At 63.8% G+C, this 25,707-nt stretch carries 19 protein-coding genes and 1 pseudogene; 2 read left to right on the top strand and 18 right to left on the bottom strand.

Features of this window, described 5'->3' with window-relative positions:
- Nucleotides 1–2: 2 nt before the first annotated feature.
- The 18 genes and pseudogenes from murC to AC097R_RS04940 all read right to left on the bottom strand — a co-directional run bounded on the left by murC (nucleotide 3) and on the right by AC097R_RS04940 (nucleotide 20,878).
- Nucleotides 3–1,430, bottom strand: a complete 1,428-nt coding sequence (gene murC, locus AC097R_RS05025) for a UDP-N-acetylmuramate--L-alanine ligase (protein ID WP_479596508.1) — start codon at nucleotides 1,428–1,430, stop codon at nucleotides 3–5.
- On the bottom strand, nucleotides 1,427–2,491 hold the full coding sequence (murG, locus tag AC097R_RS05020) for an undecaprenyldiphospho-muramoylpentapeptide beta-N-acetylglucosaminyltransferase (RefSeq protein WP_479596507.1): 1,065 nt from the start codon (nucleotides 2,489–2,491) through the stop codon (nucleotides 1,427–1,429). Before murG ends, murC begins: the two co-directional genes overlap by 4 nt.
- Nucleotides 2,488–3,744 carry a putative lipid II flippase FtsW gene (gene ftsW / locus AC097R_RS05015; protein WP_479596506.1) on the bottom strand — a complete coding sequence of 419 codons (1,257 nt, stop codon included), beginning with the start codon at nucleotides 3,742–3,744 and terminating at the stop codon, nucleotides 2,488–2,490. The genes murG and ftsW overlap by 4 nt, the downstream gene beginning before the upstream one ends.
- On the bottom strand, nucleotides 3,741–5,669 hold the full coding sequence (murD, locus tag AC097R_RS05010; protein WP_479596505.1) for a UDP-N-acetylmuramoyl-L-alanine--D-glutamate ligase: 1,929 nt from the start codon (nucleotides 5,667–5,669) through the stop codon (nucleotides 3,741–3,743). Before murD ends, ftsW begins: the two co-directional genes overlap by 4 nt.
- Nucleotides 5,666–6,844: a phospho-N-acetylmuramoyl-pentapeptide-transferase gene (mraY, locus tag AC097R_RS05005; RefSeq protein WP_310340366.1), complete on the bottom strand. Its 1,179-nt coding sequence runs from the start codon at nucleotides 6,842–6,844 to the stop codon at nucleotides 5,666–5,668. Before mraY ends, murD begins: the two co-directional genes overlap by 4 nt.
- A gap of 18 nt (nucleotides 6,845–6,862) precedes the next feature.
- The gene (locus tag AC097R_RS05000; protein WP_479598095.1) at nucleotides 6,863–8,269 is read right to left on the bottom strand and encodes a UDP-N-acetylmuramoyl-tripeptide--D-alanyl-D-alanine ligase; all 1,407 of its coding nucleotides are present in this window, start codon (nucleotides 8,267–8,269) and stop codon (nucleotides 6,863–6,865) included.
- Nucleotides 8,270–8,274: 5 nt separating this feature from the next.
- On the bottom strand, nucleotides 8,275–9,753 hold the full coding sequence (locus AC097R_RS04995; RefSeq protein ID WP_479596504.1) for a UDP-N-acetylmuramoyl-L-alanyl-D-glutamate--2,6-diaminopimelate ligase: 1,479 nt from the start codon (nucleotides 9,751–9,753) through the stop codon (nucleotides 8,275–8,277).
- Nucleotides 9,753–11,498 (bottom strand): peptidoglycan D,D-transpeptidase FtsI family protein, encoded by a 1,746-nt coding sequence (locus AC097R_RS04990; protein WP_479596503.1) that lies wholly within the window; start codon nucleotides 11,496–11,498, stop codon nucleotides 9,753–9,755. The genes AC097R_RS04995 and AC097R_RS04990 overlap by 1 nt, the downstream gene beginning before the upstream one ends.
- The gene (gene ftsL / locus AC097R_RS04985) at nucleotides 11,495–11,815 is read right to left on the bottom strand and encodes a cell division protein FtsL (RefSeq protein WP_479596502.1); all 321 of its coding nucleotides are present in this window, start codon (nucleotides 11,813–11,815) and stop codon (nucleotides 11,495–11,497) included. Before ftsL ends, AC097R_RS04990 begins: the two co-directional genes overlap by 4 nt.
- A complete protein-coding gene (gene rsmH, locus AC097R_RS04980; RefSeq protein WP_479596501.1) occupies nucleotides 11,812–12,747 on the bottom strand; it encodes a 16S rRNA (cytosine(1402)-N(4))-methyltransferase RsmH in 936 nt (311 codons plus the stop codon). The genes ftsL and rsmH overlap by 4 nt, the downstream gene beginning before the upstream one ends.
- 9 nt (nucleotides 12,748–12,756) lie before the next feature.
- The gene (gene mraZ / locus AC097R_RS04975) at nucleotides 12,757–13,185 is read right to left on the bottom strand and encodes a division/cell wall cluster transcriptional repressor MraZ (RefSeq protein WP_094482051.1); all 429 of its coding nucleotides are present in this window, start codon (nucleotides 13,183–13,185) and stop codon (nucleotides 12,757–12,759) included.
- 264 nt (nucleotides 13,186–13,449) lie between these two features.
- Nucleotides 13,450–14,784 carry an ATP-dependent protease ATPase subunit HslU gene (gene hslU, locus AC097R_RS04970; protein WP_479596500.1) on the bottom strand — a complete coding sequence of 445 codons (1,335 nt, stop codon included), beginning with the start codon at nucleotides 14,782–14,784 and terminating at the stop codon, nucleotides 13,450–13,452.
- Nucleotides 14,785–14,788: 4 nt separating this feature from the next.
- Nucleotides 14,789–15,334, bottom strand: a complete 546-nt coding sequence (hslV, locus tag AC097R_RS04965) for an ATP-dependent protease subunit HslV (protein ID WP_105262083.1) — start codon at nucleotides 15,332–15,334, stop codon at nucleotides 14,789–14,791.
- Between the two features lie 61 nt (nucleotides 15,335–15,395).
- Entirely contained in the window at nucleotides 15,396–17,213 is a 1,818-nt protein-coding gene (locus AC097R_RS04960; protein ID WP_479596499.1) for an STAS domain-containing protein, read from the bottom strand.
- Nucleotides 17,214–17,249: 36 nt separating this feature from the next.
- Nucleotides 17,250–18,323 (bottom strand): RNA polymerase-binding protein DksA, encoded by a 1,074-nt coding sequence (gene dksA, locus AC097R_RS04955; protein ID WP_479596498.1) that lies wholly within the window; start codon nucleotides 18,321–18,323, stop codon nucleotides 17,250–17,252.
- 202 nt (nucleotides 18,324–18,525) lie between these two features.
- Nucleotides 18,526–19,065 carry a GTP-binding protein gene (locus AC097R_RS04950; protein WP_479598094.1) on the bottom strand — a complete coding sequence of 180 codons (540 nt, stop codon included), beginning with the start codon at nucleotides 19,063–19,065 and terminating at the stop codon, nucleotides 18,526–18,528.
- A 42-nt stretch (nucleotides 19,066–19,107) separates the two neighbouring features.
- Nucleotides 19,108–19,599: pseudogene (locus AC097R_RS04945) on the bottom strand (CobW family GTP-binding protein); the annotation flags it as partial.
- 91 nt (nucleotides 19,600–19,690) lie between these two features.
- A complete protein-coding gene (locus tag AC097R_RS04940) occupies nucleotides 19,691–20,878 on the bottom strand; it encodes a class I SAM-dependent rRNA methyltransferase (protein ID WP_479596497.1) in 1,188 nt (395 codons plus the stop codon).
- Nucleotides 20,879–21,031: 153 nt separating this feature from the next.
- Here AC097R_RS04940 and AC097R_RS04935 point away from each other — a divergent pair, with 153 nt between their 5' ends.
- Nucleotides 21,032–22,594 (top strand): methyl-accepting chemotaxis protein, encoded by a 1,563-nt coding sequence (locus AC097R_RS04935; RefSeq protein WP_479596496.1) that lies wholly within the window; start codon nucleotides 21,032–21,034, stop codon nucleotides 22,592–22,594.
- Nucleotides 22,595–22,623: 29 nt separating this feature from the next.
- The gene (locus AC097R_RS04930; protein WP_479596495.1) at nucleotides 22,624–25,698 is read left to right on the top strand and encodes a response regulator; all 3,075 of its coding nucleotides are present in this window, start codon (nucleotides 22,624–22,626) and stop codon (nucleotides 25,696–25,698) included.
- The last annotated feature ends 9 nt before the right edge of the window (nucleotides 25,699–25,707 follow it).

Here is a 25,707-nt window from a genome sequence, read left to right as displayed (position 1 = left end):
CCTCATCCACGCTGCGCGAGCAGCTCCTGTTTTTGTAGCATGTCAGCAATCTTTCCGGGGACGGCACCAATCGACCCGGCGCCCATGCACATCAGCACATCGCCATCGCGCGCGTTGTCGATCGCGGCTTGCGGCATGTCGCCAATCTCGTCCACAAAGATGGGCTCCACCTTGCCGCCGATGCGCAGCGCGCGCGCCAGCGAGCGGCCGTCTGCCGCCACGATGGGCGCCTCGCCCGCGGCATAGACCTCGGCCAGCAGCACGGAGTCGGCGCCTGCACCAATCACCTTCACAAAGTCTTCAAAGCAATCGCGCGTGCGGGTGTAGCGGTGCGGCTGAAAGGCCAGCACCAGGCGGCGGCCCGGAAAGGCACCGCGCGCGGCGGCCAGCGTGGCGGCCATTTCCACGGGGTGGTGGCCGTAGTCGTCGATCACGGTGACCGTGCCACCCTGGGGTAACAACAAATCGCCGTAGCGCTGGAAGCGGCGGCCCACGCCCTTGAACTCGGACAGCGCCTTGACCACGGCGGCGTCGGCAATGTTGAGTTCCACCGCCACGGCGATGGCCGACAGCGCGTTGAGCACGTTGTGCAGGCCCGGCAGGTTCAGCACCACGTCCAGGTCAGGCAGCACCACGCCATTGCGGCGCTGTACGGTGAAATGCATCTGGCCGCCCATGGCGCGCACGTTCACGGCGCGCACCTCCGCGTCTTCGTTGAAGCCGTAGCTGGTGATCGGGCAGGTGACCTGCTCGCTGATCTCGCGCACGGCCGCATCGTCGGTACACAGAATGGCAGTGCCGTAGAACGGCATGCGGTGCAGAAAATCGACAAAGGCCTTTTTCAGCTTGCCGAAGTCGTGCCCATAGGTTTCCATGTGGTCGGCGTCGATATTCGTCACCACCGCCATCACGGGCAGCAGGTTCAGGAAGGACGCATCCGACTCATCGGCCTCGACCACGATGTAGTCGCCTTGCCCCAAGCGCGCGTTGGCGCCCGCGCTGTTCAGGCGGCCACCGATCACAAAGGTGGGGTCCAGCCCGGCCTCGGCCAGCACGCTGGCCACCAGGCTGGTGGTGGTGGTTTTGCCGTGGGTGCCGGCAATGGCAATGCCCTGCTTCAGGCGCATCAGCTCGGCCAGCATCAGGGCACGCGGCACCACGGGAATCTTCATCTCGCGGGCGCGAATGACTTCGGGGTTGTCGGACTGCACGGCGGTGGACGTGACGACCGCATCGGCGCCCGCCACGTTGTCGGCCGAGTGCCCCACATAAGTGCGGATACCCAGGGCCGTCAGGCGCTGCGTGATAGCGTTGTCGGCCAGGTCGGAGCCCGAGATGGTGTAGCCCAGGTTGCTCAGCACCTCGGCAATGCCGGACATGCCAGAGCCGCCCACGCCCACAAAGTGGATATGTTTGACAGCGTGCTTCATCGTGCGAGCTCCTCGCAGGCAGCCACCACAGCCTGGGTGGCGTTAAGTTTTTGCATCTTTTTGGCCTCTAGCCCCCGTTGAATCAGCGCAGGGCGCTCTGTTTTTTGTAGCAATTCGGCCAATACCTCGGGCGTCATATCCGCCTGCGGCAGCAGCCAGCCGCCGCCCTGGTCGACCAGGAAGCGGGCGTTGAAGGTCTGGTGGTCGTCCACCGCGGCGGGGAATGGCACGAACACGGCGGCGGCACCCACGGCGGCAATCTCGGTCACGGTGCTGGCACCAGCGCGGCAGATCACCAGGTCGGCGTCGGCAAAGGCCTGGGCGGTGTTGTCGATAAAGGGGGTGAGCGTGGCCTGCACGCCAGCAGCGGCGTAGTTGGCGCGTAACTCGTCGATCTGTTTCTCTCCGGCCTGGTGGGTCACCACGGGGCGCTGCGCTTCGGGGATCAGCGCCAGCGCTTGCGGCACCACGGTGTTGAGCGCGCGCGCGCCCAGGCTGCCGCCCACCACCAGCACCTGGAGCGGACCACTGCGGCCGGCAAAACGGGCTTGCGGCTCGGGTTGGTTCAAGAATTCGGTGCGCAGGGGGTTGCCCACCCACTCGGCCTTGGCCAGCACCTGGGGGAAGGCCGCGAACACGCGGTCCGCCACCCCGGCCAGCACTTTGTTGGCCATGCCGGCCACCGAGTTTTGCTCGTGCAGCACCAGCGGCTTGCCCAGCAGCACGCCCATCATGCCGCCCGGGAAGGTGATGTAGCCGCCCAGGCCCACCACCACATCGGGTTTGACACGGCGCACCACCTGCAGGCTTTGCCAGAACGCGCGCAGCAGCTTGAACGGCAGCAGCGCCAGCGTCGTCAGCCCCTTGCCGCGCACACCGCCAAACGCCACCAGTTCCAACGGAATGCCGCGGGCCGGTACCAGGCGGCTTTCCATGCTGCCGGGCGCGCCCAGCCAGTGCACGCGCCAGCCCTTGTCCAGCAAGGCTTGCGCCACGGCCAGCCCCGGGAAGATGTGGCCGCCGGTGCCGCCTGCCATGATAAGGGCGCACTTCTGTGTCATACACGCCCTCCATGCATCAACTGGCGGTTCTCGTAATCGACACGCAGCACCACGGCAATCGAAATCAGGTTCAGCAGAATGGCCGAGCCGCCGTAGCTCATGAGCGGCAGGGTCAGGCCCTTGGTGGGCAACGCGCCCAGGTTCACGCCCATGTTGATGAAGGCTTGAAAGCCCATCCAGATGCCCACGCCCTGCGCCACCAAACCGGCAAACACGCGGTCCAGCGCGATGGCCTGGCGGCCGATGTGCATGATGCGGCGCGTCAGCCACAGGAACAGGCCAATCACCATCACCACGCCCACGAGGCCAAACTCTTCGCCAATCACGGCCAGCAAGAAGTCGGTGTGGGCTTCGGGCAACCAGTGCAGTTTTTCCACACTGCCACCCAACCCCACGCCAAAAATCTCGCCACGCCCGATGGCGATCAGCGAGTGCGAGAGCTGGTAGCCCTTGCCCAGCGTCAGCTTTTCGTCCCAGGGATTCAGGTAGGCAAAGATGCGCTCACGCCGCCATTCCGAGGTGGCAATCACCAGCGCAAACAGCAGGACCAGAATGGTGGCGATCAGGAAGAACATGCGCGCATTCACGCCGCCCAAAAACAAAATGCCCATGGCGATCACGGCAATCACCATGAAGGCACCCATGTCGGGTTCGGCCAGCAGCAGCAAGCCGACAATGGCCACCGCCACGCCCATCGGCAGCACGGCGCGGAAGAAGCGTTCCTTCACATCCATCTTGCGCACCATGTAGTCGGCTGCGTACAGCAGCACGGCGAACTTGGCCAGCTCGGACGGCTGGAAGTTCATGATGCCCAGCGAGATCCATCGGCGTGCACCGTTCACGCCCTTGCCGATGAAGGGCACCAGCACGGCGATCAACAACACCAGCGACAGCACAAACAACCAGGGCGCCACCTTCTCCCAGGTGGCGATCGGAATCTGGAACGCAATCAGAGCGGCCACAAACGCCACCAGCAGCGACAGCACATGGCGCACCACAAAATGCGTGTGTGCGTAGAACGCGAACTTGGGGTTGTCGGGCATGGCAATCGAGGCCGAATACACCATCACCAGGCCCCACAGCAACAGCGTCACTGTGACCCAAACCAGCGGCTGGTCAAACCCCTTCACCTGCGTGGGCGTGGTGCTGGCCGCAAACGAGCCACGGCCGCCCAGGCGCACCGGCAGTGCGCCCGTGGCGGCTTCGGCCTCGGCACCGAACCAGCCGGCCAGACGTTGGCGCAGCGCGTTCATGCGGTGTGCTCCATGTCCACGCCGTTGGCCAGGGCCAGCGCGCGCACGGCGTCGCAGAAGACCTGGGCACGGTGTTCGTAGTTCTTGAACATGTCAAAGCTGGCGCAGGCCGGCGACATGAGCACCGCGTCGCCCGCATGGGCACGCGTGTTGGCCAAGGCCACGGCCGACTCCATGGAATCGGCATCCAGCAGCGGCACCTCGGCGGCGGCAATCGCCTCGCGGATCAGCGGCGCATCACGGCCGATCAGCACCACGGCGCGCACATAGCGGGCGATGGGGGCGGCCAGCGGCGTGAAGTCCTGGCCCTTGCCCTCACCACCCAAAATCACCACCACCTTGCGGTCGGCGCCCAGGCCCTGCAACGCGGCCACCGTGGCCCCCACGTTCGTGCCCTTGCTGTCGTCAAAGAATTCGACTTCGTTGAGGATGCCAATGGGCTCCACACGGTGCGGCTCGCCGCGGTACTCACGCAGGCCAAACAAAATGGGGCCCAGTGCGCAACCGGCCGCAGCGCACAGTGCCAGTGCGGCCAACGCGTTGCTGGCGTTGTGGCGGCCGCGGATGCGCAGTGCGTCGGCCGGCATCAGGCGCTGAATGTGCAGCTCTTCCACATCGTCGCGGCGCTTTTTGCGCGTCTCGTCAGCTTCCAGCGCACGCACCAGCCAGACCATGCCGTTGACTTCTTCCAAACCAAAATCACCGGGGCGCTGGGGCATGTCGCTGCCAAAGGTGGCGTGGGCGCGCTCCTGTGGGCGCTGCAGCTTCACGCGCAGCGGCGCGGGCAGCATGGCCATCACGCCCGCATCGTCGCGGTTCAGCACCATCAGGCCCTGCTGACCAAAGATGCGTGCTTTGGCCGCGGCATAGGCTGGCATGCTGCCGTGCCAGTCCAGGTGGTCTTGCGTCACGTTGAGCACCACGGCCGCTGTGGGCTCAAAGCCCGCTACGCCGTCGAGCTGGAAGCTGGACAGCTCCAGCACCCAGACCTCGGGCAGCGTGTCGGCATCCAGATGGCTGCCCAGCGTGTCCAGCAGCGTGGGGCCAATGTTGCCAGCCACGGCCACGGTCTTGCCTGCGTGGGCGACCAGTTGGCCGGTCAGCGAGGTGACCGTGGTCTTGCCATTGGTGCCCGTGATGGCCAGCACCGCGGGGGCATAGGCCCGGGCCGTGCGCAGCGCTTGCAGGGCCATGGCATACAAGTCTAATTCGCCTCCAGCCCGCACAGAATCTGCACCGGCAGCTACTAAAACAGGAGCGATCTCTGCGGGACTCAGACCGGGCGAGCGGTACACCGCCTGCAGGTTCTGGCCTTCGACCAGCGCCGCGTCGAAGGCTCCGGGCACAAAGCGCACCTGCGGCAGCTCCTGCTGCAGCGTGGCCAGCTGGGGTGGTGCTGCGCGCGTGTCCGCCACCGTGATGCTGGCGGCACCCGTGCGGGCGCACCAGCGCGCCATGGCCAGGCCGGAGGCACCCAGCCCCAGGATCAGGATGTTCTGGCCCAACAGCGGCTGGAAGGGTGCATCCACCAAAGGCTCCGGCGCCAAGGCCTCTTCCAGTGCTACCTGCGTGTCGTCCACTGGCACCACGGGCTCGGCCTTCTCGGCATGCGTGTCCGCAAAAATCTGCGCCACAAAAGCCGCCGCGTCGCGCGCGGCCGTCAGCGTGGTAGGCAGGCCGCGAGCTTCCTTGGGCGGCTCCGCCACAGCAGGTGCCGCGTCTGCCACCGGCGCCTGTGCGTCGGGCACCTCCAGCTCAGGCACAGAGGCCTGAGACATTTCGGGCACAGGCACCACTTCCGACACCACTTCTGACACCTCTTCTGGCGTAGCGGGCTGCGCGTCGTGCACAGACGCCTGCACCCCGCCGTCCGGAATGGACGCTGCGGGGTGTTCGCCGGGGAGGTGCGCTTCGTGTTCGTTCATCGCAATTTCAGGGTGGACAGGCCCACCAGGCAGAGCAGCATGGTGATGATCCAGAAGCGGACCACTACCTGGGTTTCTTTCCAACCCGATTTTTCAAAGTGGTGGTGCAGCGGCGCCATCTTCAGCAGGCGCCGGCCTTCGCCAAATTTCTTTTTGGTGTACTTGAAGTAGGTCACTTGCAGCATCACCGACACGGCTTCGGCCACAAAGACACCGCCCATGATGGCCAGCACAATTTCCTGGCGCACGATGATGGCGATGGTGCCCAGAGCACCGCCCAGCGCCAACGCACCCACATCCCCCATAAACACTTGGGCAGGATGCGTGTTGAACCACAGAAACGCCAAGCCTGCGCCAGCCATGGCCGAGCAGAAAATCAGCAGTTCACCCGAACCCGGGATGTAGGGAAAGAAGAGGTACTTGGAATACACCACGCTACCCGTCACGTAGGCAAACACGCCCAGCGCCGAGCCCACCATCACCACGGGCATGATGGCCAGGCCATCCAGGCCGTCGGTCAGGTTCACCGCATTGCTGGAGCCTACGATCACCAAATACGTCAGCACCACAAAGCCCAAAACCCCCAGGGGGTAGGTCACTTCCTTGATGAAGGGCAGCAACAGTCCAGCCTTGGGCGGCAGGTTCACATCGAAGCCGGAACGGACCCAGTTGAAGAACAGTTCGATCACCCGCAGGTTGGAGCTCTCGGAAATGCTGAACACCAGGTACAGCGCGGCCAAGAGGCCAATCACCGATTGCCAGAAATACTTCTCGCGTGAGCGCATGCCCTCAGGGTCTTTGTGTACCACCTTGCGCCAGTCGTCGGCCCAGCCAATGGCACCAAAACCCAGAGTCACCAGCAGCACGATCCAGACAAAGCGGTTGGACAGGTCGGCCCACAGCAGCGTGGACGTGGCAATGGCCAACAGGATTAACACACCGCCCATGGTGGGCGTGCCGCTCTTGCTGAGGTGCGACTCCATGCCGTAACCGCGGATGGGCTGGCCAATCTTGAGTTCACGCAGGCGGCGAATCACATAAGGGCCTGCCGCCAGGCCGATCAACAAGGCCGTCATGGCGGCCATCACCGCACGGAAGGTGAGGTACTGGAACACGCGAAAAAACCCGAACTCGGGCGACAGGCTTTGCAGCCATTGGGCCAGGCTCAGCAGCATGAAAACTCTCCAAACAGATCAGGCCACATGGGATGGGGCCTCCGGTAAAACAGGGGGGGCCGACAGGGCCTCGACCACGCGCTCCATGCGCATGAAGCGCGAGCCCTTGACCAGCACGCTGGCCACACGGGGCAGCAAAGCCAGGGCGGCGTCGTTGAGCGCGTGCACATCGTTGAAATGGCGGGCCACGGCACAGGTCTGCACCACATGCACGCTCAAGGCGCCCAGCACCAGCACGTGGTCGATGCCGCGCGCCTGGGCATAGGCCCCGGCTTCGGCATGGAACTCGGGGCCTTGTTCGCCCACCTCGCCCATGTCGCCCAGCACCAGCAGGCGCGGGCCCGGCAAGTCAGCCAGCACATCGATGGCGGCACGCACGGAGTCGGGATTGGCGTTGTAGGTGTCGTCGACCAGGGTGGCGTCCACAGACGCGGCGGACAGCTGCATCGCACGGCAGCGGCCCTTGACCGGCAGGAAGGCGTTGAGGCCCTGCTCGACCGCGGCCACGGGCACACCGGCCGCCAACGCGCATGCAGCAGCGGCCAAAGAATTTTTCACGTTGTGGCGGCCCGCAATGGCCAGCCGGTAACGCAGTGCGCCTTGCGGTGCCGTCGCTTGCACGTCCCAGGCACCAGCCGCCCACTGTGCGTGCTGGCCTACCACCTGGGCGGTGGGTGCATCAACCGCAAACTGGCTGCTGGCGCGCACGCCGGCCAGGCCTTGCCACAGCGGGGTGAAGGCGTCATCGGCCGGGAACACCGCCGTGCCATCGACAGGCAGGGACTGGATCACCGCGCCGTTTTCCCAGGCTACAGCTTCCACGGTTTGCATGAACTCCAGGTGTTCGCGCTGGGCGTTGTTCACCAGGGCCACGGTGGGCTGCACCATGGCCGCCAGCACGGGGATCTCGCCGCGGTGGTTCATGCCCAGCTCGACCACGGCGATGCGGTGCGCGGCGCGCATGCGCAGCAGCGTCAGCGGCACGCCGATGTCGTTGTTGAAATTGCCCTGGGTGGCCAGCGCCGCGCCGTTGGGGGCGTAGGCATCCAGAATGCTGGCCAGCATCTGGGTCACGGTGGTTTTGCCGTTGCTGCCGGTCACGGCAATCACTGGCAGGCTGAACTGGGCACGCCATTGCGTGGCCAGCTGACCCAGGGCGGCTTTGGTGTCGGCCACCTCCACACGCGGCAGGCCTGCGGGGTAAGACGCAGCATCCAGACCGGCATGGCACAAGACCGCCGCCGCGCCTTGGGTCTGCGCGTCCTGCAAGAATTCGTTCGCATCAAAGCGTTCGCCACGCAGCGCAACAAACAGGTCGCCGGGGGCAACCGTACGGGTGTCGGTGTGCACGCGCACGATGCGGGTGCCGGCATAGCCCACAGCGGTGCCGCCCACCCAAGCCGCCAACTGCGCCAGTGTCATCATGGGGCTCATGCGCGCGCCTCCAGGGCCAGGGCTACGTGGGCCCGGTCAGAAAACACGTGCTTGGTACCGGCGATGTCCTGCGTGGCTTCGTGGCCTTTGCCGGCCACCAAAATCACGTCCTGGCTTTGTGCGCCCAGTACCGCCTGGCGAATCGCCTGGGCGCGGTCCACGTCCACATCTACCCCTTTGGCGTCGACCATGCCTAACAAGATTTGCGAGAGGATGGCCTCGGGTTTTTCGCTGCGCGGGTTGTCACTGGTGACCACCACACGGTCGGCCTGCTGCACGGCAATCGCGCCCATCAGAGGGCGCTTGGAGGCATCACGGTCACCACCACAGCCAAACACGCACCAGAGCTGCCCACCGCGCTCCTGCGCAATCGGGCGCAATGCCAGCAGGGCCTGGGCCAGCGCATCGGGCGTGTGCGCGTAGTCCACCGCCACCAGGGGCGCTTGCACCCCACCCAGGCACTCCATGCGGCCTGGCACGGGCTGCAGCGCAGCGCAGGCCTGGACCGCCGCATCCAGCGCCACACCCAAGCAGCGCATGGCAGCGATCACACCCAGCAAGTTGGATACGTTGTACAGGCCTACGGCCTGGGACTGCAGTGTGTGCACCGCAGCGCCCTCCACCACGTCAAACACCATGCCTTGGGCGTTGTGACGCACGTGGCGTGCCTGCAGGCGCGCAGGCTGCTGCACCGAGGTGGTCCACACGTCCAGCGCACTGTCGGCCAGCTCATCGGCCAACACCAGGCCCTGCGGGTCATCGATGTTGAGCACCGCATGGGCCAGACCCGGCCAGCCAAACAGCTTGCGCTTAGCCTGCCAGTAGGTCTGCATGCTGCCGTGGTAATCCAAATGGTCCTGGGTGAAATTGGTGAGCACGGCCACGCGCACGGCCACGCCCTGCAGGCGATGCTCCTCGATACCAATGGACGAAGCTTCGATGGCACACGCACGCAGGCCATCGTCCACAAACTGGCGCAGGGTTTTCTGCAGCAACACAGGGTCGGGCGTCGTTAAACCGGTGGACTCCACCACGGGCGGGCGGCCCACCCCCAGGGTGCCAATCACGCCGCAGGGCAGCGCCTGCCCAGACGGCAGCGCAGACAGGGCTTGTGCCAGCCACCAGGCCGTACTGGTCTTGCCGTTGGTACCCGTGATCGCCACCATGGCCAGAGACTGCGACGGTTCGCCATAAAACGCCGAGGCGATGGCGCCGGTGTCAGCCTTCAGACCTGCATAACTGCCCACAGCGTCAGTCGGCAGGTCAAACGCGCTGGCACCGTCTTGTTCGACCAAGCACGCCAGCGCCCCTTGGGTCAGTGCCTGCGGCACAAAGCGGCGCGCATCTACTGCGGCGCCGGGCCAGGCAATGAAGGCATCGCCAGCGCTGACGGCGCGGCTGTCTGAGGCCAGGGCGGTGCAACCCCGGCTGCGCAACCACTGCACCGCGTCAAGAGGCGTGCCTAGCGTGTGCATCAGAAGCTTTCCTCCACGGTGTCGGCCTGGATTTGGGGGCGCACGGCCATGTCGGGCTGAACGCCCAGCATGCGCAGGGTCTGCTGCACGGTTTCGCTAAATACGGGGGCAGCCACATCGCCGCCGAAGTACTTACCGTTGCTGGGCTCGTCCAACATCACGCCCACAATCACACGCGGCTGGTCAATGGGCGCCATGCCCACAAACCAGCTGCGGTACTTGCGGTTGCCATCGGTGCCATAGCCCTTGCCGACCTGCTTGTAGGCCGTGCCAGACTTGCCGCCCACCGAGTAGCCAATGGTTTGGGCCTTGGGGCCGGTGCCGCCGGGGCCCGCCGCCATCTGCAGCATGTGGCGGATTTTGGCCGCGGTCTGCTCCGAGAACACGGGCACACCCACGGCGGGCTCGCTGGTCTTGAGCAGCGTGGCGGGGATGATGTTGCCGCCGTGCGAAAACACGGTGTAGGAACGCACCATCTGGAACAGCGAGGCCGACATGCCATAGCCGTACGAGATGGTGGCCTGCTCGATGGGGCGCCACGATTTGTAGGGGCGCAGACGACCCGACACCGCACCCGGAAACTCAATCTGTGGCTTTTGGCCAAAGCCAGCTTGCGAGAAGGTTTGCCACATCTCGCTGGCGGGCATCTGCATGGCGATCTTGGTGGTGCCCACGTTGCTGGACACCTGGATCACCTGCTCCACCGTCAGCGCGCCATGGGGATGCGAATCATGGATGGTGGCACCGGTGATGGTGACCGAGCCAGGGGCCGTGTCAATGATCGTAGTGGGCTTGACCCGACCGGTCTCCAGCGCCAGGCCCACGGTAAAGGGCTTCATCACCGAGCCAGGCTCAAAGGTATCGGTCAGCGCGCGGTTGCGCAGCTGAGCGCCGGTGAGGTTCTGGCGCTTGTCGGGGGTATAGCTGGGGTAGTTGGCCAGCGCCAGCACTTCACCGGTGATCGCATCCAGCACCACCACGCTGCCTGCCTTGGCCTTGTTGGTCAGCACCGAGTCGCGCAGCTTCTGGTACGCAAAAAACTGGATCTTGCTGTCGATGCTGAGCTGCAGGTCGCGCCCCGCCACGGGTTGCACCACCTCGCCCACGTCTTCCACGGCACGCCCCAGGCGGTCCTTGATCACATGGCGCATGCCGGGACGACCCAGCAGCTCCTTGTTGAACATGAGCTCCACACCCTCCTGGCCGTTGTCCTCCACATTGGTGAAGCCCACAATGTGCGCGGCGGACTCGCCCTCGGGGTACTGGCGCTTGTATTCCTTGCGCTGGTAAATGCCCTTGATGTTGAGGTCGCTGATTTTCTTGGCAACGTCCGCGTCCACCTGCCGCTTGAGCCAGACGAAGGACTTGTCCTCGTCGTCCAGCTTTTTGGACAGGTCAGCGGCCGGCATCTCCAACAGCTTGGCAAGTTGGCCCAGCTGGCCTTTTTCCAACTCCACATCCTCGGGAATCGCCCAAATGCTGGGTGCGGGCACGCTGGAACCCAGGATCAGGCCATTGCGGTCCAGAATGCGGCCGCGGTTGGCGGGCAGGTCGATGGTGCGGGCAAACCGCACCTCACCCTGGCGCTGGAAGAAATCATTGGCCACCACCTGGATGTAGGCGGCACGCGCCACCAACCCCGTGAAGCCCAGCGCAATCGCGCCCACCACAAACTTGCTGCGCCATACCGGCGTGCGGCTGGCCAACAGCGGGCTGGAGGTGTATTGAATTCCGCGGCGCGTCATTTGCCGCCCTGCCCGGCAGATGCATTGGCGGCCACACTGGCAGCCGCCTCAGGGGCGCTGTAGGTCACATAGCTGGTGATGGCGGGCGTGACCTGGCGCATCTGCAGCTTCTCGCGCGCCAGGCGCTCGACCCGAGCAGAAGTCGCTTGCTCACGCTTTTCCACTTGCAAGCGGCCGTATTCGGTTTCCAGGCGGCGTGCGTCAGCACGGGATTTGTCCAGCTCGGTGAATACGCGGCGCGACTCGTACTGCACCCCCACCAAATACAGGGCGCTGGCCACCACGGCCAATACAAGCACGAGGTTGATGCGCATCATGCGGCCATCCTTTGCGCCACGCGCAGGATGGCACTGCGCGAACGCGGATTGCCCGCCACCTCAGCGGCGCTGGGCTTGATGCGGTCCAGCGCCTTGAGCTTCATGACCTTGGGCACGGCAAACGGTGCGCGGCGGTCGTATTCCTCTTTGGAATGCTTGGCAATGAACTGCTTGACGATGCGGTCTTCCAGCGAATGGAAGCTGATCACCGCCAGGCGTCCGCCCACCTCCAGCACATCCAGACTGGCGTCTAGCGCTTGTTGCAACTCCTCAAGCTCGGCGTTGATGAAAATCCGAAGAGCCTGAAATGTGCGCGTTGCAGGGTTCTGGCCCTGCTCGCGGGTTTTGACCGTGTCAGCCACGAGTTGGGCCAACTCGGAGGTGGTTGAAATTGGCCCCCGTTCCTGTCGGCGAGCAGCAATCGCCTTTGCAATTGGCCCAGCAAACCGTTCTTCACCATATTCACGTATCACCTCCGCGATTTGATTGATCTCGGCCGTTGCCAGCCACTGGGCCACACTCTCGCCGCGCGTGGTGTCCATGCGCATGTCCAGAGGACCTTCAAAGCGAAAGCTGAAGCCCCGCTGTGGGTTGTCGATTTGGGGGGAACTCACGCCCAGGTCCATCAGTACGCCGGCCAGGCTGGCCGCGGGCAGCTCACCCAGATGGGAGAAACCTTCGTGGCGGATGGAGAAACGGGGGTCGGTGATGCTGGCGGATTGCGCCACGGCGTCGGGGTCGCGGTCAAAGGCGACCAGGCGACCGGCAGGGCTCAATTGCTCAAGAATGCGGCGCGAATGGCCGCCGCGACCAAAGGTGGCGTCCACATAGGTGCCGTCGGCCGCACCCGCGAAGGGCTGACCGTCGTTGCTGAACAATGCGTCTACTGCTTCGTTCAACAAGACGGTGGTGTGGGTCCAAGGAGCTTCCACCGTCACACCTTAGAAAGAAAAGTCTTTGAAGACGTCGGGCATCTCGCCCTGCATGGCCTTGGCCTCTTGGGCGTCGTAGGTGGCCTTGTCCCAGAGCTCAAAGTGGTTGCCCATGCCCAGCAGCATGGTGTCTTTGGCAATGCCGGCCGCTTCGCGCAGCTCGGGCGACACCAGCACGCGTCCGGTGGCGTCCATTTCCACGTCCATGGCATTGCCCAGGAAGATGCGCTTCCACCACTGGGCAGACATCGGCAAAGCGGCAATGCGCTCGCGGAATTTTTCCCACTCAGGGCGGGGAAACACCATCAGGCAACCGTGGGGGTGTTTGGTGATCGTGAGTTGGCCAGCCGCCGTCGCGCTCAAGACGTCACGATGCCGGGTCGGTACTGATAACCGCCCTTTCGCATCCAGACTGAGAGACGAGGCCCCTTGAAACACGCTAAAACACCCTTTTTCTACTGCGACAGCTTGGAATAGCAATTGCGCGGCACTTTTCACCACTAAATTGCACTTTTTTGCACTGTATCAGCAAAAGCCATGTTCGCAAGAGGGCTTGCGCGAATTTTTTCCAATGAAATCAAGGACTTAGAAGCGATTCCGCAGGAGATAAGCGCCTGAAAATCGTTCTAAATTAAGCACTTAGCGCACCTTATGAAAGTGATGCTTGAAGCGCCAAGCCCGATACCGTTCGTCCGGGACGGGTTACAGGATGTAACGCGAAAGGTCCTCGTTCTGGCTGAGCTCTCCCAGACGCGCATCCACATAGGCCGCATCCACCTGCACGGTTTGGCCTGCCAGGGCCACCGCGCCAAAGCTTACCTCATCGAGCAAGCGCTCCATCACGGTAGACAGGCGCCGGGCGCCGATGTTTTCCGTGCGTTCGTTCACCTCAAAGGCGATCTGCGCCAGACGCGTGATGCCTTCGGGTGTGAAGGTCAGCGTCACCTGCTCGGTGGCCAGCAGCGCCTGGTATTGCTTGACCAGCGAGGCATGGGTTTGTGTGAGGATGGCTTCAAAGTCCTGCACCGAGAGGGACTGCAATTCCACGCGGATCGGGAAGCGCCCCTGCAGCTCCGGGATCAGGTCGCTGGGCTTGCTCAGGTGGAATGCGCCCGACGCCACAAACAGAATGTGGTCGGTCTTCACCATGCCGTATTTGGTCGACACCGTGGTGCCCTCCACCAGCGGCAGCAAATCACGCTGCACGCCCTGGCGTGAGACTTCGGCGCCACTGCTTTCGCTGCGCGAGGTCACCTTGTCGATCTCGTCAATGAACACAATGCCGTTCTGTTCCAACAGGTGCAGGGCCTGGCTTTTGATGTCGTCCTCGTTGACCAGCTTGGCGGCCTCTTCGTCCACCAGCAGCTTGTGGGCTTCGCTGATTTTGAGCTTGCGGGTTTGGCGTTTGTTGTGCCCCATTTGGCCAAACATGCCGCGCAGCTGCTCGGTCATTTCTTCCATGCCCGCCGGCCCCATGACTTCGAGTTGGGGCGCAGGCGCTGCCACATCGAGTTCAATCTCGCGGTCTGCCAGTTCGCCTTCGCGCAGCTTTTTGCGGAAGGTCTGACGTGCCGTGCTCTCAGGGGCATCGCCGGCCGCCGCAAAACCAAACTCCGCGCGTGGTGGCGGAACCAGTATGTCCAGAATGCGCTCCTCCGCCGCATCTTCGGCGCGGGCGCGCACCTTGGTTTTTTCGGCTTCACGGGTTTGCTTGACGGCAATGTCGGCCAGATCGCGGATGATGGAATCCACGTCCTTGCCCACATAACCCACCTCGGTGAATTTGGTGGCCTCGACCTTGATGAAGGGGGCATCGGCCAGGCGCGCCAGGCGACGGGCAATTTCGGTTTTCCCCACGCCCGTGGGGCCAATCATCAGGATGTTTTTGGGCGTGATCTCGCTACGCAGTGCAGCGTCCACCATCTGCCGGCGCCAGCGGTTGCGCAGAGCGATGGCTACCGCGCGCTTGGCCTGGGCCTGTCCAACGATGTGTTTGTCGAGTTCGGCAACGATGTCTTGGGGAGAGAGGGATTGCATGGTCTCAAAGCGTTTCGATGGTGTGGTGCATGTTCGTGTAAATGCACAACTCGCCAGCAATTTCGAGGGAGCGTTTCACGATGTCCGCAGCGGGCAGCTCGGTGTGGTTGAGCAGGGCAACCGCCGCGGCCTGCGCGTAGGCGCCGCCAGAGCCTATGGTCACAATGCCGTTCTCGGGCTCCAGCACATCGCCATTGCCCGTGATGATGAGGGAAGCGTCCTTGTCGGCCACGGCCAGCATGGCCTCCAGCCGGCGCAGTACACGGTCGGTACGCCAGTCTTTGGTCAGTTCAATGGCGGCGCGCACCAAATGGCCCTGGTGTTTGTCCAGCTTGGCCTCGAAGCGCTCAAACAGCGTGAAAGCATCGGCCGTGGCACCGGCGAAACCCGCCAGCACCTTGCCATGGTGCAGCTTGCGCACCTTGCGGGCCGAACCCTTGACCACGATATTGCCCAGGGTGACTTGCCCATCACCGCCAATGGCGACCTGGTCGCCTTGCGGGGTTTTGCGGCGAACGCTGATGATGGTGGTGCCGTGAAATTGTTCCATGCTGTCTGACATGCGGTGGTTGGCGCCGAATTCAAGCCGCGGCAGCCGCCGCGACATCTATTCAGATGGCGCGCGGGATGACACGGGCATGCTCGTTGATGCCGATGACGTTGAAAAATGCAGCGACCAGGCGGTGTACATCCTGGAACTGCACGAGGCAGCCTTCGGATTCGCGCATGGCCACCCAGTTGAGAATACTGCCAGCTGCCGAAAAATCCACCCGGATCAGGTGTCGGCAAGACACCGCGATGCGGCCGCCGTCCTCGCGGGCCGCATCCAGCCCCGCCAGTGCCTGGGTGGCATCGCCCAGCACATCGCCGCGTAACTCCAAGCCGGTGGTCTGGGGACTGTCCAGCCCCATGGGCACGGTGGCCGCATTGTCAAAACCACGCCCGCCGTCACGGGCTCCCACTGCGCCAGTGGCCGCACCGCTGTGCACCAATTCAAAGGTGCAACGGGCCGGCTCCCATGCGGGCGGCGAGACTTCATAGGTAACACAGTAATCCAGCGCCACCAGTTCAAACTCATCGAGCATTTCCATGGCACGCAAGGCATTCAGACGCACACCCCACCAGGCAGAATCCACGCCGCGGTCACCTGACGGGGTGACGCTACGCAAAGCCTGCACCAGGCTGTCCGCACCGCTGAAGCACAACGACACCGGCTCATCGCACAGGCTGGCAAACAAACCGCCCAGCAAGGGCATGGCCTGTGCATCAATGCGCGTGAGGTGAGACCAGCCAATCACCCAGGGCGGTGGCTGGAAGGACATGGCATCGCGCAGGTCTTCCATGGCTTGCACGGTGAGCTCGGCAGGACTGTGCCAAATGGCATCCACATGGGCTTCGCTTGGCGCAGAAGCCAAGGGTGCCGAAGACGTAGGGCCGGCACTTTGCGCGGCGTTTGGCAACGACTCCCAGCTGGGGACGGCGGCACCCCACCACTGGGCAAACTCCACCACGGCCCAGTCAAAGCGCTCGCGGTTGTTGGTCGCACGGTACAGGTCCAGCAGCGCGGCGGCCCACGACAAGGCGACGTCCGGCAACAACCCACTCCCGCGCAAGGCCATCAACAGCCCGCTTTCTGCGCCACCATCATCTCCGTTGGCGAAGCGAATGGCCGCCTCTTCCAGCTCGGGATCGGTGGCCATATCGTCCACCTCGATTGCAAACAGCTTGGAGGTGGAAAACGACAGATCGGAGTTTTCATCGCCCGTCAGGCCCTGGCCCACCGGTGGCATGGGCATGGGGGTACGCGTGCGCGGCACGGCGTGCAAAGGCACATGGGACGACATGGGGGGTGGCATGCCGACACCCATTTCGGTGGGGGCATATTCCGAGAGCTGACCGCTGGGTGGGCTGGAGCCCAGATCAGAGGACTCTGTGGCGTCAAAATGGGACGACAGAGTGGCAGGCAGCGTGGGATCAGATCCGGGGTGCGGCTGCATGGGCAGGGACAAGTCCGCAGACGCCCCAGCATCTGGTACGGCGGACACGCCATTGGCCAGCGCCGCAGCCGCATCCTGCTTGCCCTTCCACCACTGCTTGGACATCTGGGCCTCAATCTCGTCGATTTTCTTCAACGTGACAGCGCGGCCATCCGGATCGGTGGGAATGCTGGTTTGGAAAAACGAGGGACGCGCCAGACCCGCAGCGGCGGACGGATCGCGATTGCGCAGCTTGCGCAGTTGATCGAACTCGCGCTTGCGGACAAAGTCGTTTTGCCGCTTGCGCTCGATCATGGCCTTCAGGGCCTGTTTGTCATAGCCACTTTCCTGCTCGGGCTCGGCGCGGTCCAGTTCCGACCAGTCTTTGGTCGGATTGCGGACAAACATCGCCACCTTGGACAACAAACCGGGTCGATCGTCTTTGGTCGCCATAGAGTAATGAAAGGGGCTGGTTCGGCTCAGGCGCGATCAGTCGCCAAACATTTTTTGCTTGAGTTCGCGGCGCTGCTGCGCCTCCAGCGACAGCGTGGCCGTGGGACGCGCCAGCAAGCGGCCCACACCGATGGGTTCACCGGTTTCGTCGCAGTAGCCATAGTCGCCCGCATCGATGCGCACAATGGACTGCTCGATTTTCTTCAGCAGCTTGCGCTCACGGTCACGGGTGCGCAGCTCCAGCGCGTGTTCTTCTTCAATGGTCGCGCGGTCGGCGGGGTCGGGCACGACAGAGGTGTCTTCGCGCAGATGTTCGGTGGTTTCACCTGCGCTGTTCAGGATGTCGCGCTTGAGGATGGAGAGCTTGAGGCGAAACGCGGCCAGTTGCACGTCGTTCATGTACTCGGAGTCGGGCATGGCCAGCAACTCGGCATCGGTCAACTCAGCGACGGGCTTGGACTTCCAGTTGTTGGCAAGCTTGGCGTCCTTCTTGGCAATGGACGGAATAACAGGGGCAATCACGGGGGAGGACATGGTAAGGGTGTAGGTGGCTTTGGCGGCTGTGGAGGCCACAGATTGCGCCATGGATGGCACGGTGAGTTGCGCCAACCGGGAAGAAGGGCGTCCTGATTTCGCAGGAACCGCGGGCGCTGGCGCCGCTGCCACCACAGCAGCCGCTTTAGCGGGACTGGGTTTGCTGGCAGCGGACGTCGGCGCCTTGGCGACGGACTTGGCCACCGGTTTCTCGGCAGGTGCCTTGATTTTAACTGCTGGCTTGGGCGCGGCTTTGGGGGCCACCTTCGCAACAGGTTTGGCAGGGGCTTTGGCCACTGTTTTTGCTGGGGTTTTGGCGGCCGCTTTCACGGGGGCCTTGGCCACAGGCTTGCTAGCCTTCACCGCTTTGACGGCGGGTTTGGCTGCTGGCTTGGCAACGGCTTTGGGCGCGGCCTTGGCTGCGGGTTTGGCCACAACTTTGGCGGACACCTTCACCGCCGGCTTTGCTGCAGGCTTGGCAGGTGCTTTGGCACTGGGTTTTGCGCTGACCTTGGCTTTGGCGTCCTTAGCGTTGACGGCTTTGGCTTTGGTATCTTTCCCGGAATTCGCTTTCACTTCTTGTCTCCTGGCAGTACTCGCCTGCGCATGGTCCCTGGTGGCTGCAGCCCCTTTTGCCGCCTTTGCAGACGGTGAAACGGGGGTTTCTTCGGCGCGCGAGTGTACAGGTTTCCCCATCGGGAAACCCATCAGTTGCAAAAGCGAGACAATCATTTGGCTCCCAGCCGGTAATTGGTGTGTATCTAGAGGGCAGCCGCGGTCAGACCAAGGATTGCTCCATGCCCTGCAGGAATATGTCCTTGGGCAGATCAATGCCTATGAAGACCATTTTGCTGCACTTCTGTTCGCCTTCGGCCCATGTGGGGCCCAAATCGCTGCCCATGAGCTGGTGCACGCCCTGGAAGATGACCTTGCGTTCGGTGCCTTGCATGAAGAGCACGCCCTTGTAACGCAGCATGCGCGGTCCGTAGATGTTGACGATGGCGCCCAAAAAGTCTTCCAGCTTGGCCGGGTCAAACGGCCGGTCGGACTTGAAGACGAAGCTTTTCACATCGTCATCGTGGTGATGGTGGTGGCCTTGGCCGCCGTGGTCACCATGCGCGTGGTCGTGCTGGTGCGAGGGGTGGTCGCAATGCTCGCCGTGTTCATGGTCGTGGTGGTCGTGTGCGTGGTCATCTTCCTTCAGGAAGTCGGGGTCAATGTCCAGTTTGGCATTGAGGTTGAAGCCGCGCAGGTCAAACACCTCTTTCAAAGACACCTCGCCAAAGTGCACCGCCTTTTGCGGCGCACGCGGGTTCATGTGCTTGATACGGTGCGTCAGCGCATCGAGTTCGTCCTTGGACACCAAGTCGGACTTGCTGATGAAAATCTGGTCGGCAAAGCCGATCTGGCGGCGTGCTTCCTGGCGGTCATTGAGTTGCTGCTCTGCGTGCTTGGCGTCCACCAGCGTGAGGATGGAGTCCAGCAGGTAGGTTTCGGCGATCTCTTCGTCCATGAAGAAGGTTTGCGCCACCGGGCCGGGGTCGGCCAGGCCGGTGGTCTCGATCACCACGCGCTCAAAGTCCAGCTCGCCCTTGCGTTTTTTCTCCGCCAGGTCGATCAGGGTGGCGCGCAGGTCTTCGCGGATGGTGCAGCAGATGCAGCCGTTGCTCATCTGGATGATCTGCTCATTGGTGTCGCTGACCAGAATGTCGCTGTCGATGTTTTCTTCACCGAACTCGTTTTCGATGACGGCAATCTTCTGACCATGGGCCTCGGCCAGCACGCGCTTGAGCAGTGTGGTTTTGCCGGAACCCAGAAAGCCGGTCAGGATGGTGGCGGGAATCAAGCTCATCGTTCAATCCAAAAATGGTGCAGTGCAAAAAGAGGACAACTGCGAAGTGTAGTCAGCAATTCAAAGTTTGGTAGGCCCGCTGCTTATAGGGCTATAGGGCGCGCCGCATCACCACCAGACCCTTGAGGTACTCCCCTTCCGGGAAGGCAATGGTCATGGGGTGGTCAGGGGCGCCCCCCATGCGCTCGGTGATATAGCCGTCCACCCCTGCGTCCGAACCGGCCCCGGCGATGATTTTGTGGAACAGATCGGCACTGATGCCACCCGAACAGCTGTAAGTGAACAACACGCCGCCAGGCTCCAGCAGCTTGAAGGCCAGGCGGTTGATGTCCTTGTAGGCGCGCGCCGCACGCTCGGCATGCGCCACGGTGGGGGCGAACTTGGGCGGGTCCAGGACGATGGCGTCAAACGTGCGGCCCTCGGCGCCAAAGGCGCGCAGACTGGCGTTCACATCGGCGTCCATAAAGCTGGCGCGGCTGGCATCAAACCCGTTGAGCGCCACATTGGCTGCGGCTTTTTCAATCGCCGGGCCGCTGGAGTCGATGGAGGTGACATGGCCTGCGCCGCCCGACAGGGCCGCCACAGTGAAGCCACCCGTGTAGCAGTAGCAATTGAGCACACGCTGGAAGCCCAGGCGCCGCGTGGCATCGGCAAAGCGTTTGCGGCTGTCGCGCTGGTCCAGGTAGAAGCCGGTCTTGTGACCATCGGCAATGGAAAGCGCCAACTTCCAGTCGTGCTCCTGCAGCACCAGGTCGGTAGCGCCCTCACCGCGCAACCAGCCCTTTACCTCGGGCAGGCCTTCCAGCGCCCGGCTGCTCGCGTCCGAACGCTCGTACAGCTTGGTCAGGCCCGTAGCGGCCAACAGCGCATCGGCAATCACCCCTTTCCATTTCTCCACACCGGCCGAGGTGAACTGTGCCACCAGCGTGTCGCCGTAGCGGTCCACGATCAGGCCAGGCAGGCCGTCGGACTCGCCGTGGACCAGGCGCACGCCATCGCTTTTAATGTCAAATCGCCCCCTAGCCCCCACCGACGCAGCGCAAGCAGCTATGAAAAAGCTAGCATCAATACGCTGCGCCTCGTCAAAGCTCCAGACCCGTGCACGGATTTTGGACTGCGGGCTGAACGCAGCCCAACCGAGGAATTGGCCCTCGGCCGACTCCACGCGCACGGTCTCGCCGCTGTCGCCACTGCCCTTGGCAATGGCGGACTCAAAAATCCAGGGATGGCGACGCAACAGGGAGCGCTCTTTGCCGGCGCGCAGACGAATGGTTTTCATGGGGGCGATTGTGCGACAAGCGGGGCCCGACACTTGTTTACAAGACTTACAGACTCTCCTATATTGGGACGCGTCAACATTGGGTACCTAACCTGTGCTGATCGACGCTCAGCCAGAGGCACCCACAACAAATTTCTAACAAAGGGGCACGCCATGGACCTGAACAACGTGAAGTTCTCAACCCGATTGACCCTCGGCTTTGTCTGTCTGGTTGCCATGGTCGCCTTCATGGCGGCGTTTGGCCTCTACTCGGTGCGCAATATCAACATCTCGATTGGCAGCATCTATGCCGACCGGGTGGTGCCCCTCAAGCAGCTCAAAATCGTGTCAGACATGTACGCCGTGAACATCGTGGACGGTGCCAACAAGGTGGCGGCCGGCATGTACGACCCCAAAGCGGCACTGACCCAGGTCAACCAGAGCACTGGCGCCATCACCGAGCAGTGGAAGGCCTACATGGCCACCGACCTGACCACCCAGGAAGCGAAAGACGCGGCCAAGGTGGCGGAGTTGATGGCCAAGGCCGAGCCCGTGGTGGCCACGCTGCGCGCCGCCCTGGAGGCGGGTGACAAGGACAAGGTCGCCACGCTGATTCGCCCGATTTACGAGGCGGTGGACCCGCTGACCGGCGCCGTGGGCAAGCTGGTGGACCTGCAGCTGACCGAGGCCAAGGCCGAGTACGACAGCTCCACCGCCAGCTACCAGCACACCATCGCGCTGTTCAGCGTCGTCGTCGTCGTGGCCATTGCCATCGGCAGCGCCATTGGCGTGCTGCTGATACGCGCCATCTCGCGCCCGCTGAACCAAGCGGTGGACGTGGCACGCGAAGTGGCCGGCGGCAACCTGACCCAGCACATCGAGGCCAACGGCAAGTCCGAAACCGGGCTGCTGCTGGGTGCGCTGCGCGATATGCAGGACAGCCTGGTCTCCGTGGTGTCCACCGTGCGACAGGGGTCTGAGGGCGTGGCCAGCGCCAGTGCCGAGATTGCCCAAGGCAACAACGACCTCAGCGCCCGCACCGAGCAGCAGGCCAGTGCCCTGGAAGAAACCGCGGCCTCCATGGAAGAACTCAGCGCCACCGTGAAGCAAAACGCCGATGCCGCCAAACAGGCCAACCAGTTGGCCACCACCGCGTCCACTGTCGCCATCAAGGGCGGCCAGGTGGTGGGCCAGGTGGTGGAGACCATGAAGGGTATCAACGAGAGCAGCCGCAAGATCGCCGACATCATCAGCGTGATTGATGGCATCGCCTTCCAGACCAACATCCTGGCGCTGAACGCAGCGGTAGAGGCCGCACGCGCTGGCGAACAAGGCCGCGGTTTCGCCGTGGTAGCCAGTGAAGTGCGTTCGCTGGCCGGGCGCAGTGCTGAGGCCGCCAAAGAGATCAAGACCCTGATTGGTACCAGCGTGGAGCGTGTGGAGCAAGGCTCCCTGCTGGTGGACCAAGCGGGTACCACCATGACGGAGGTGGTCACCGCCATCCAGCGTGTGACCGACATCATGGCCGAGATCAGCGCCGCCAGCAGCGAACAGGCTATGGGCGTGGAACAGGTGGGCGAGGCCGTGGTGCAGATGGACCAGACCACCCAGCAAAACGCCGCCCTGGTGGAAGAAATGGCCGCCGCGGCCAGCAGCCTCAAGGTGCTGGCCGGTGAGCAAGTGCGCGCTGTGTCGGTATTCCAGCTGCCCACTGGCGACCTGCGCTTGAGCCGCTAACCCCGGACGCTGAGAGGCCGCACGCCACCATGGACTGGCTACGCCGATTCAAGCTCGGCCAGCGCCTGCTGTTGCTTCTGGCCACCTTGTCGCTGGGCTTTTTGGCCTATGGCGTCTGGACCTACCGCACACTGCAGACCGTGCAGGTGGGCGGTCCCCTGTACGACCGCATTGAGACCAGCCAAAACCTGCTCTCCGATGTGCTGCCACCGCCGGCCTACATCATTGAGTCTTACCTGACCTGCCTGCAGATCGTCGCCGCCATCGACAGCCAGCAGCAGGGCCGGCTGGTGGATCGCCTGCGCCAGCTGCAGGCCAGCTACCTCGAGCGCCACCAGCACTGGATGGACGCGCCGCTCGACCCTGCACTGGCCGACGCGCTGCTGCGCACAGCCCATGCCCCGGCACTGGCCTTCTATGCCCAGGTGAACGAAGACTTTCTGCCGGCCGTCTTCCGCAATGACCGGGGTGCAATCACGCAGGCACTCAAAGCCATGACGCACGCGTATGAAGCCCACCGCCAGGCCATCGACCAGGTGGTGGTGCTGGCGCGGCGCAATGCACAACAGCACGAGCAAAGTGCCCTGGCAGAAATTCGCACCGCCAGTGCCCAGCAACTGGTGATCCTGATGGTCTCCCTGGTCATCACGGTGGGCCTGGCCGTGCTGATCCGCAGCAGCGTGCTGCGCCCGTTAAACCAGGCGGTGCAGATCGCCAAAAACGTGGCGGCGGGCAAATACCAGGTGGCCCAGCAACCACAGGCGCACCGCTACGCGGATGAGGTGGGGACTTTGCTGGAGGCGCTGCGCGAGATGGGCGCCAGCCTGAACAGCTCGGTCGCGGCGCTGCACGAGGCCAAACAATCCGCCGAAGCGGCCAACCGCAGCAAGAGCGAGTTTCTGGCCAATATGAGCCACGAGATCCGCACGCCCATGAACGCCATCATGGGCATGACCGACTTGGCCCTGCGCACCGATCTGAACCCCAAGCAACGCAACTACCTGGAAAAGGTCCGCGCGGCGGCCCAGGGCCTGCTGGGCGTGATCAACGATGTGCTGGACTTCTCCAAGATTGAGGCAGGCAAGCTGCAATTCGAATCCCTCGCCTTCAGCCTGGAGCACGCGCTGGAGCAGCTGTCTGCGCTGACGGTGGGTAAGGCCCAGGCCAAGGGCCTGGAGTTGCTGTTTGACGTGGCGCCCTCGGTGCCCATGGCCCTGGTGGGTGATGAGATGCGCCTGGGCCAGGTGCTGCTGAACCTGGTGAGCAATGCCATCAAGTTCACGCACCAGGGAGAAATTCGCCTGCGCGTGCGCTGTGTGGAGCGCACCGAACACGCCGCCCACCTGCAGTTCGAGGTACAGGACACCGGCATTGGCATCAGTGCGGAGCAACATGCGAAGCTGTTCTCCGCCTTCCAGCAGGCCGATGCCTCCACCACGCGGCAGTACGGCGGCACCGGGCTGGGCCTGAGCATTGCGCGCCAGCTGGTGGAGCTGATGAACGGCCATATCGGGCTGAAGAGCACGCCGGGCGTAGGCAGCCGCTTTTTCTTCACCGTGCGGCTGGGCCTGCAAGCGGCCACGGCAGCCGGCCAAGTGGCCGTGGCGGACGCCCCGCTCCAAGGCCGGCGCGTGCTGGTGGTAGACGACAACAGCAGTGCGCGGGAAATCCTGTGCGGCATCTTGCAAACCCTGCCCCTGCAGGTGCACGCAGTGGACAGCGGCGCCGCAGCCCTGGCTGCGCTGGAAACGGCGCACCGGGACGCCCACCCTTTTCACCTGGTGTTGATGGACTGGCAAATGCCAGGCATGGACGGCGTGGAAACCCTGCGCCAAATGCGCCAGCAGGAACGGTTTGCCGACATTCCCGCCACCGTGATGGTGACGGCCTACGACCGCGACCTGCTGCAGGAGCGGGCGGGCGAGGTTCGCTTGGGCGCCATCCTCGAAAAACCCGTAAGCCCTTCCGCAGTATTGGACGCCATCCTCTCGGCATTGGGGCGCCAGAGCCAGGCAGACACCACCGCCCCCATGTTGGGCGCCCACCCCGACTGGCAAACCGCCCTGGCCGGCACCCAGGTGCTGCTGGTGGAAGACAACGAGGTGAACCAGGAACTGGCCGCTGAGATTCTGGGCGAGGCCGGGGTAGTGGTTACGCGGGCCAGCAACGGCCAGCAGGCGGTGGAGCGGGTGCAACAGCAGTACTTCGATGCCGTGCTGATGGACTGGCAAATGCCGGTGATGGATGGCTTTGAGGCCACCCGGCGCATCCGCGCCCAGCCGCGCTTTGCGCAACTGCCCATCCTGGCCATGACCGCCAACGCCATGGCCGGCGACCGCGAACAGTGCCTGGCCGTGGGCATGAACGACCATATCTCCAAGCCCATTGCGGTAGACCGTCTGCTGGACACCCTGGCCCGTTGGGTAGGGGCTACGCGCCCCACGCTCGCCGCTGCACCACCCGCATCGCAAGGGCCCACGCTGCCGGGCGTGGATGTGGCTGCGGCTTTGCAGCGCATGGACCACAGCCTGCCACGCTACAACACGCTGCTGGCGCGCTTTGCCCAGCACCAGGTAGATGCGGTGACGCGCATCCGTGACGCCGTGAACCACGGTGCGCTGGACGACGCGCACCGCCACGCCCACACCCTCAAGGGGCTGGCTGCCACGCTGGGTGCCGAAGCGCTGGCACGCGACGCGCAAGCGGCTGAGCAGGCCCTGCACGAACGCGCCTTGGCGCCCCTGGACGCCCTGTTGCCGCGCCTGACCGAGCAGCTCACGCCCTTGCTCAGCGCTATTGCGCAGTGGCTGCAAGCGCAACAGGCTGACGCTCCCGCCCTCGCGCCGGACGCCACCGCCGCGCCGCTGCAGGGTGAAGCCTTGCACACCGTATTGGCGCAGCTGGACCAGCTGGCGCAGCGCCTGGCGCAGGATGACAGCCAGGCGCTCAAATGGCTGCCCCTGCTGGCACCGGCGCTGCAGGGCAACCTATATGCTGCGGCGTTTGCGCGCGTCAGCGTGGCGGCACAGGACTATGATTTCCCCACTGCCCTGGCCGCCCTGGCGCCACTACGCCAGACCTTGCAAGCCCACGCAGCCCTTTGACCAAGGCCC

This window comes from Rhodoferax sp. ZS1R25, from assembly GCF_056521335.1.
This window is presented reverse-complemented; position numbering and strand designations above follow the sequence as displayed.

What these genes read in the sequence shown, in the direction of transcription:
- murC (WP_479596508.1), bottom strand. Translation starts at nt 1,430, where the DNA reads ATGAAGCACGCTGTCAAACATATCCACTTTGTGGGCGTGGGCGGCTCT.
- murG (WP_479596507.1), bottom strand. Translation starts at nt 2,491, where the DNA reads ATGACACAGAAGTGCGCCCTTATCATGGCAGGCGGCACCGGCGGCCAC.
- ftsW (WP_479596506.1), bottom strand. Translation starts at nt 3,744, where the DNA reads ATGAACGCGCTGCGCCAACGTCTGGCCGGCTGGTTCGGTGCCGAGGCC.
- murD (WP_479596505.1), bottom strand. Translation starts at nt 5,669, where the DNA reads ATGAACGAACACGAAGCGCACCTCCCCGGCGAACACCCCGCAGCGTCC.
- mraY (WP_310340366.1), bottom strand. Translation starts at nt 6,844, where the DNA reads ATGCTGCTGAGCCTGGCCCAATGGCTGCAAAGCCTGTCGCCCGAGTTC.
- AC097R_RS05000 (WP_479598095.1), bottom strand. Translation starts at nt 8,269, where the DNA reads ATGATGACACTGGCGCAGTTGGCGGCTTGGGTGGGCGGCACCGCTGTG.
- AC097R_RS04995 (WP_479596504.1), bottom strand. Translation starts at nt 9,753, where the DNA reads ATGCACACGCTAGGCACGCCTCTTGACGCGGTGCAGTGGTTGCGCAGC.
- AC097R_RS04990 (WP_479596503.1), bottom strand. Translation starts at nt 11,498, where the DNA reads ATGACGCGCCGCGGAATTCAATACACCTCCAGCCCGCTGTTGGCCAGC.
- ftsL (WP_479596502.1), bottom strand. Translation starts at nt 11,815, where the DNA reads ATGATGCGCATCAACCTCGTGCTTGTATTGGCCGTGGTGGCCAGCGCC.
- hslU (WP_479596500.1), bottom strand. Translation starts at nt 14,784, where the DNA reads ATGCAATCCCTCTCTCCCCAAGACATCGTTGCCGAACTCGACAAACAC.
- hslV (WP_105262083.1), bottom strand. Translation starts at nt 15,334, where the DNA reads ATGGAACAATTTCACGGCACCACCATCATCAGCGTTCGCCGCAAAACC.
- AC097R_RS04960 (WP_479596499.1), bottom strand. Translation starts at nt 17,213, where the DNA reads ATGGCGACCAAAGACGATCGACCCGGTTTGTTGTCCAAGGTGGCGATG.
- AC097R_RS04950 (WP_479598094.1), bottom strand. Translation starts at nt 19,065, where the DNA reads ATGAACCCGCGTGCGCCGCAAAAGGCGGTGCACTTTGGCGAGGTGTCT.
- AC097R_RS04940 (WP_479596497.1), bottom strand. Translation starts at nt 20,878, where the DNA reads ATGAAAACCATTCGTCTGCGCGCCGGCAAAGAGCGCTCCCTGTTGCGT.
- AC097R_RS04935 (WP_479596496.1), top strand. Translation starts at nt 21,032, where the DNA reads ATGGACCTGAACAACGTGAAGTTCTCAACCCGATTGACCCTCGGCTTT.
- AC097R_RS04930 (WP_479596495.1), top strand. Translation starts at nt 22,624, where the DNA reads ATGGACTGGCTACGCCGATTCAAGCTCGGCCAGCGCCTGCTGTTGCTT.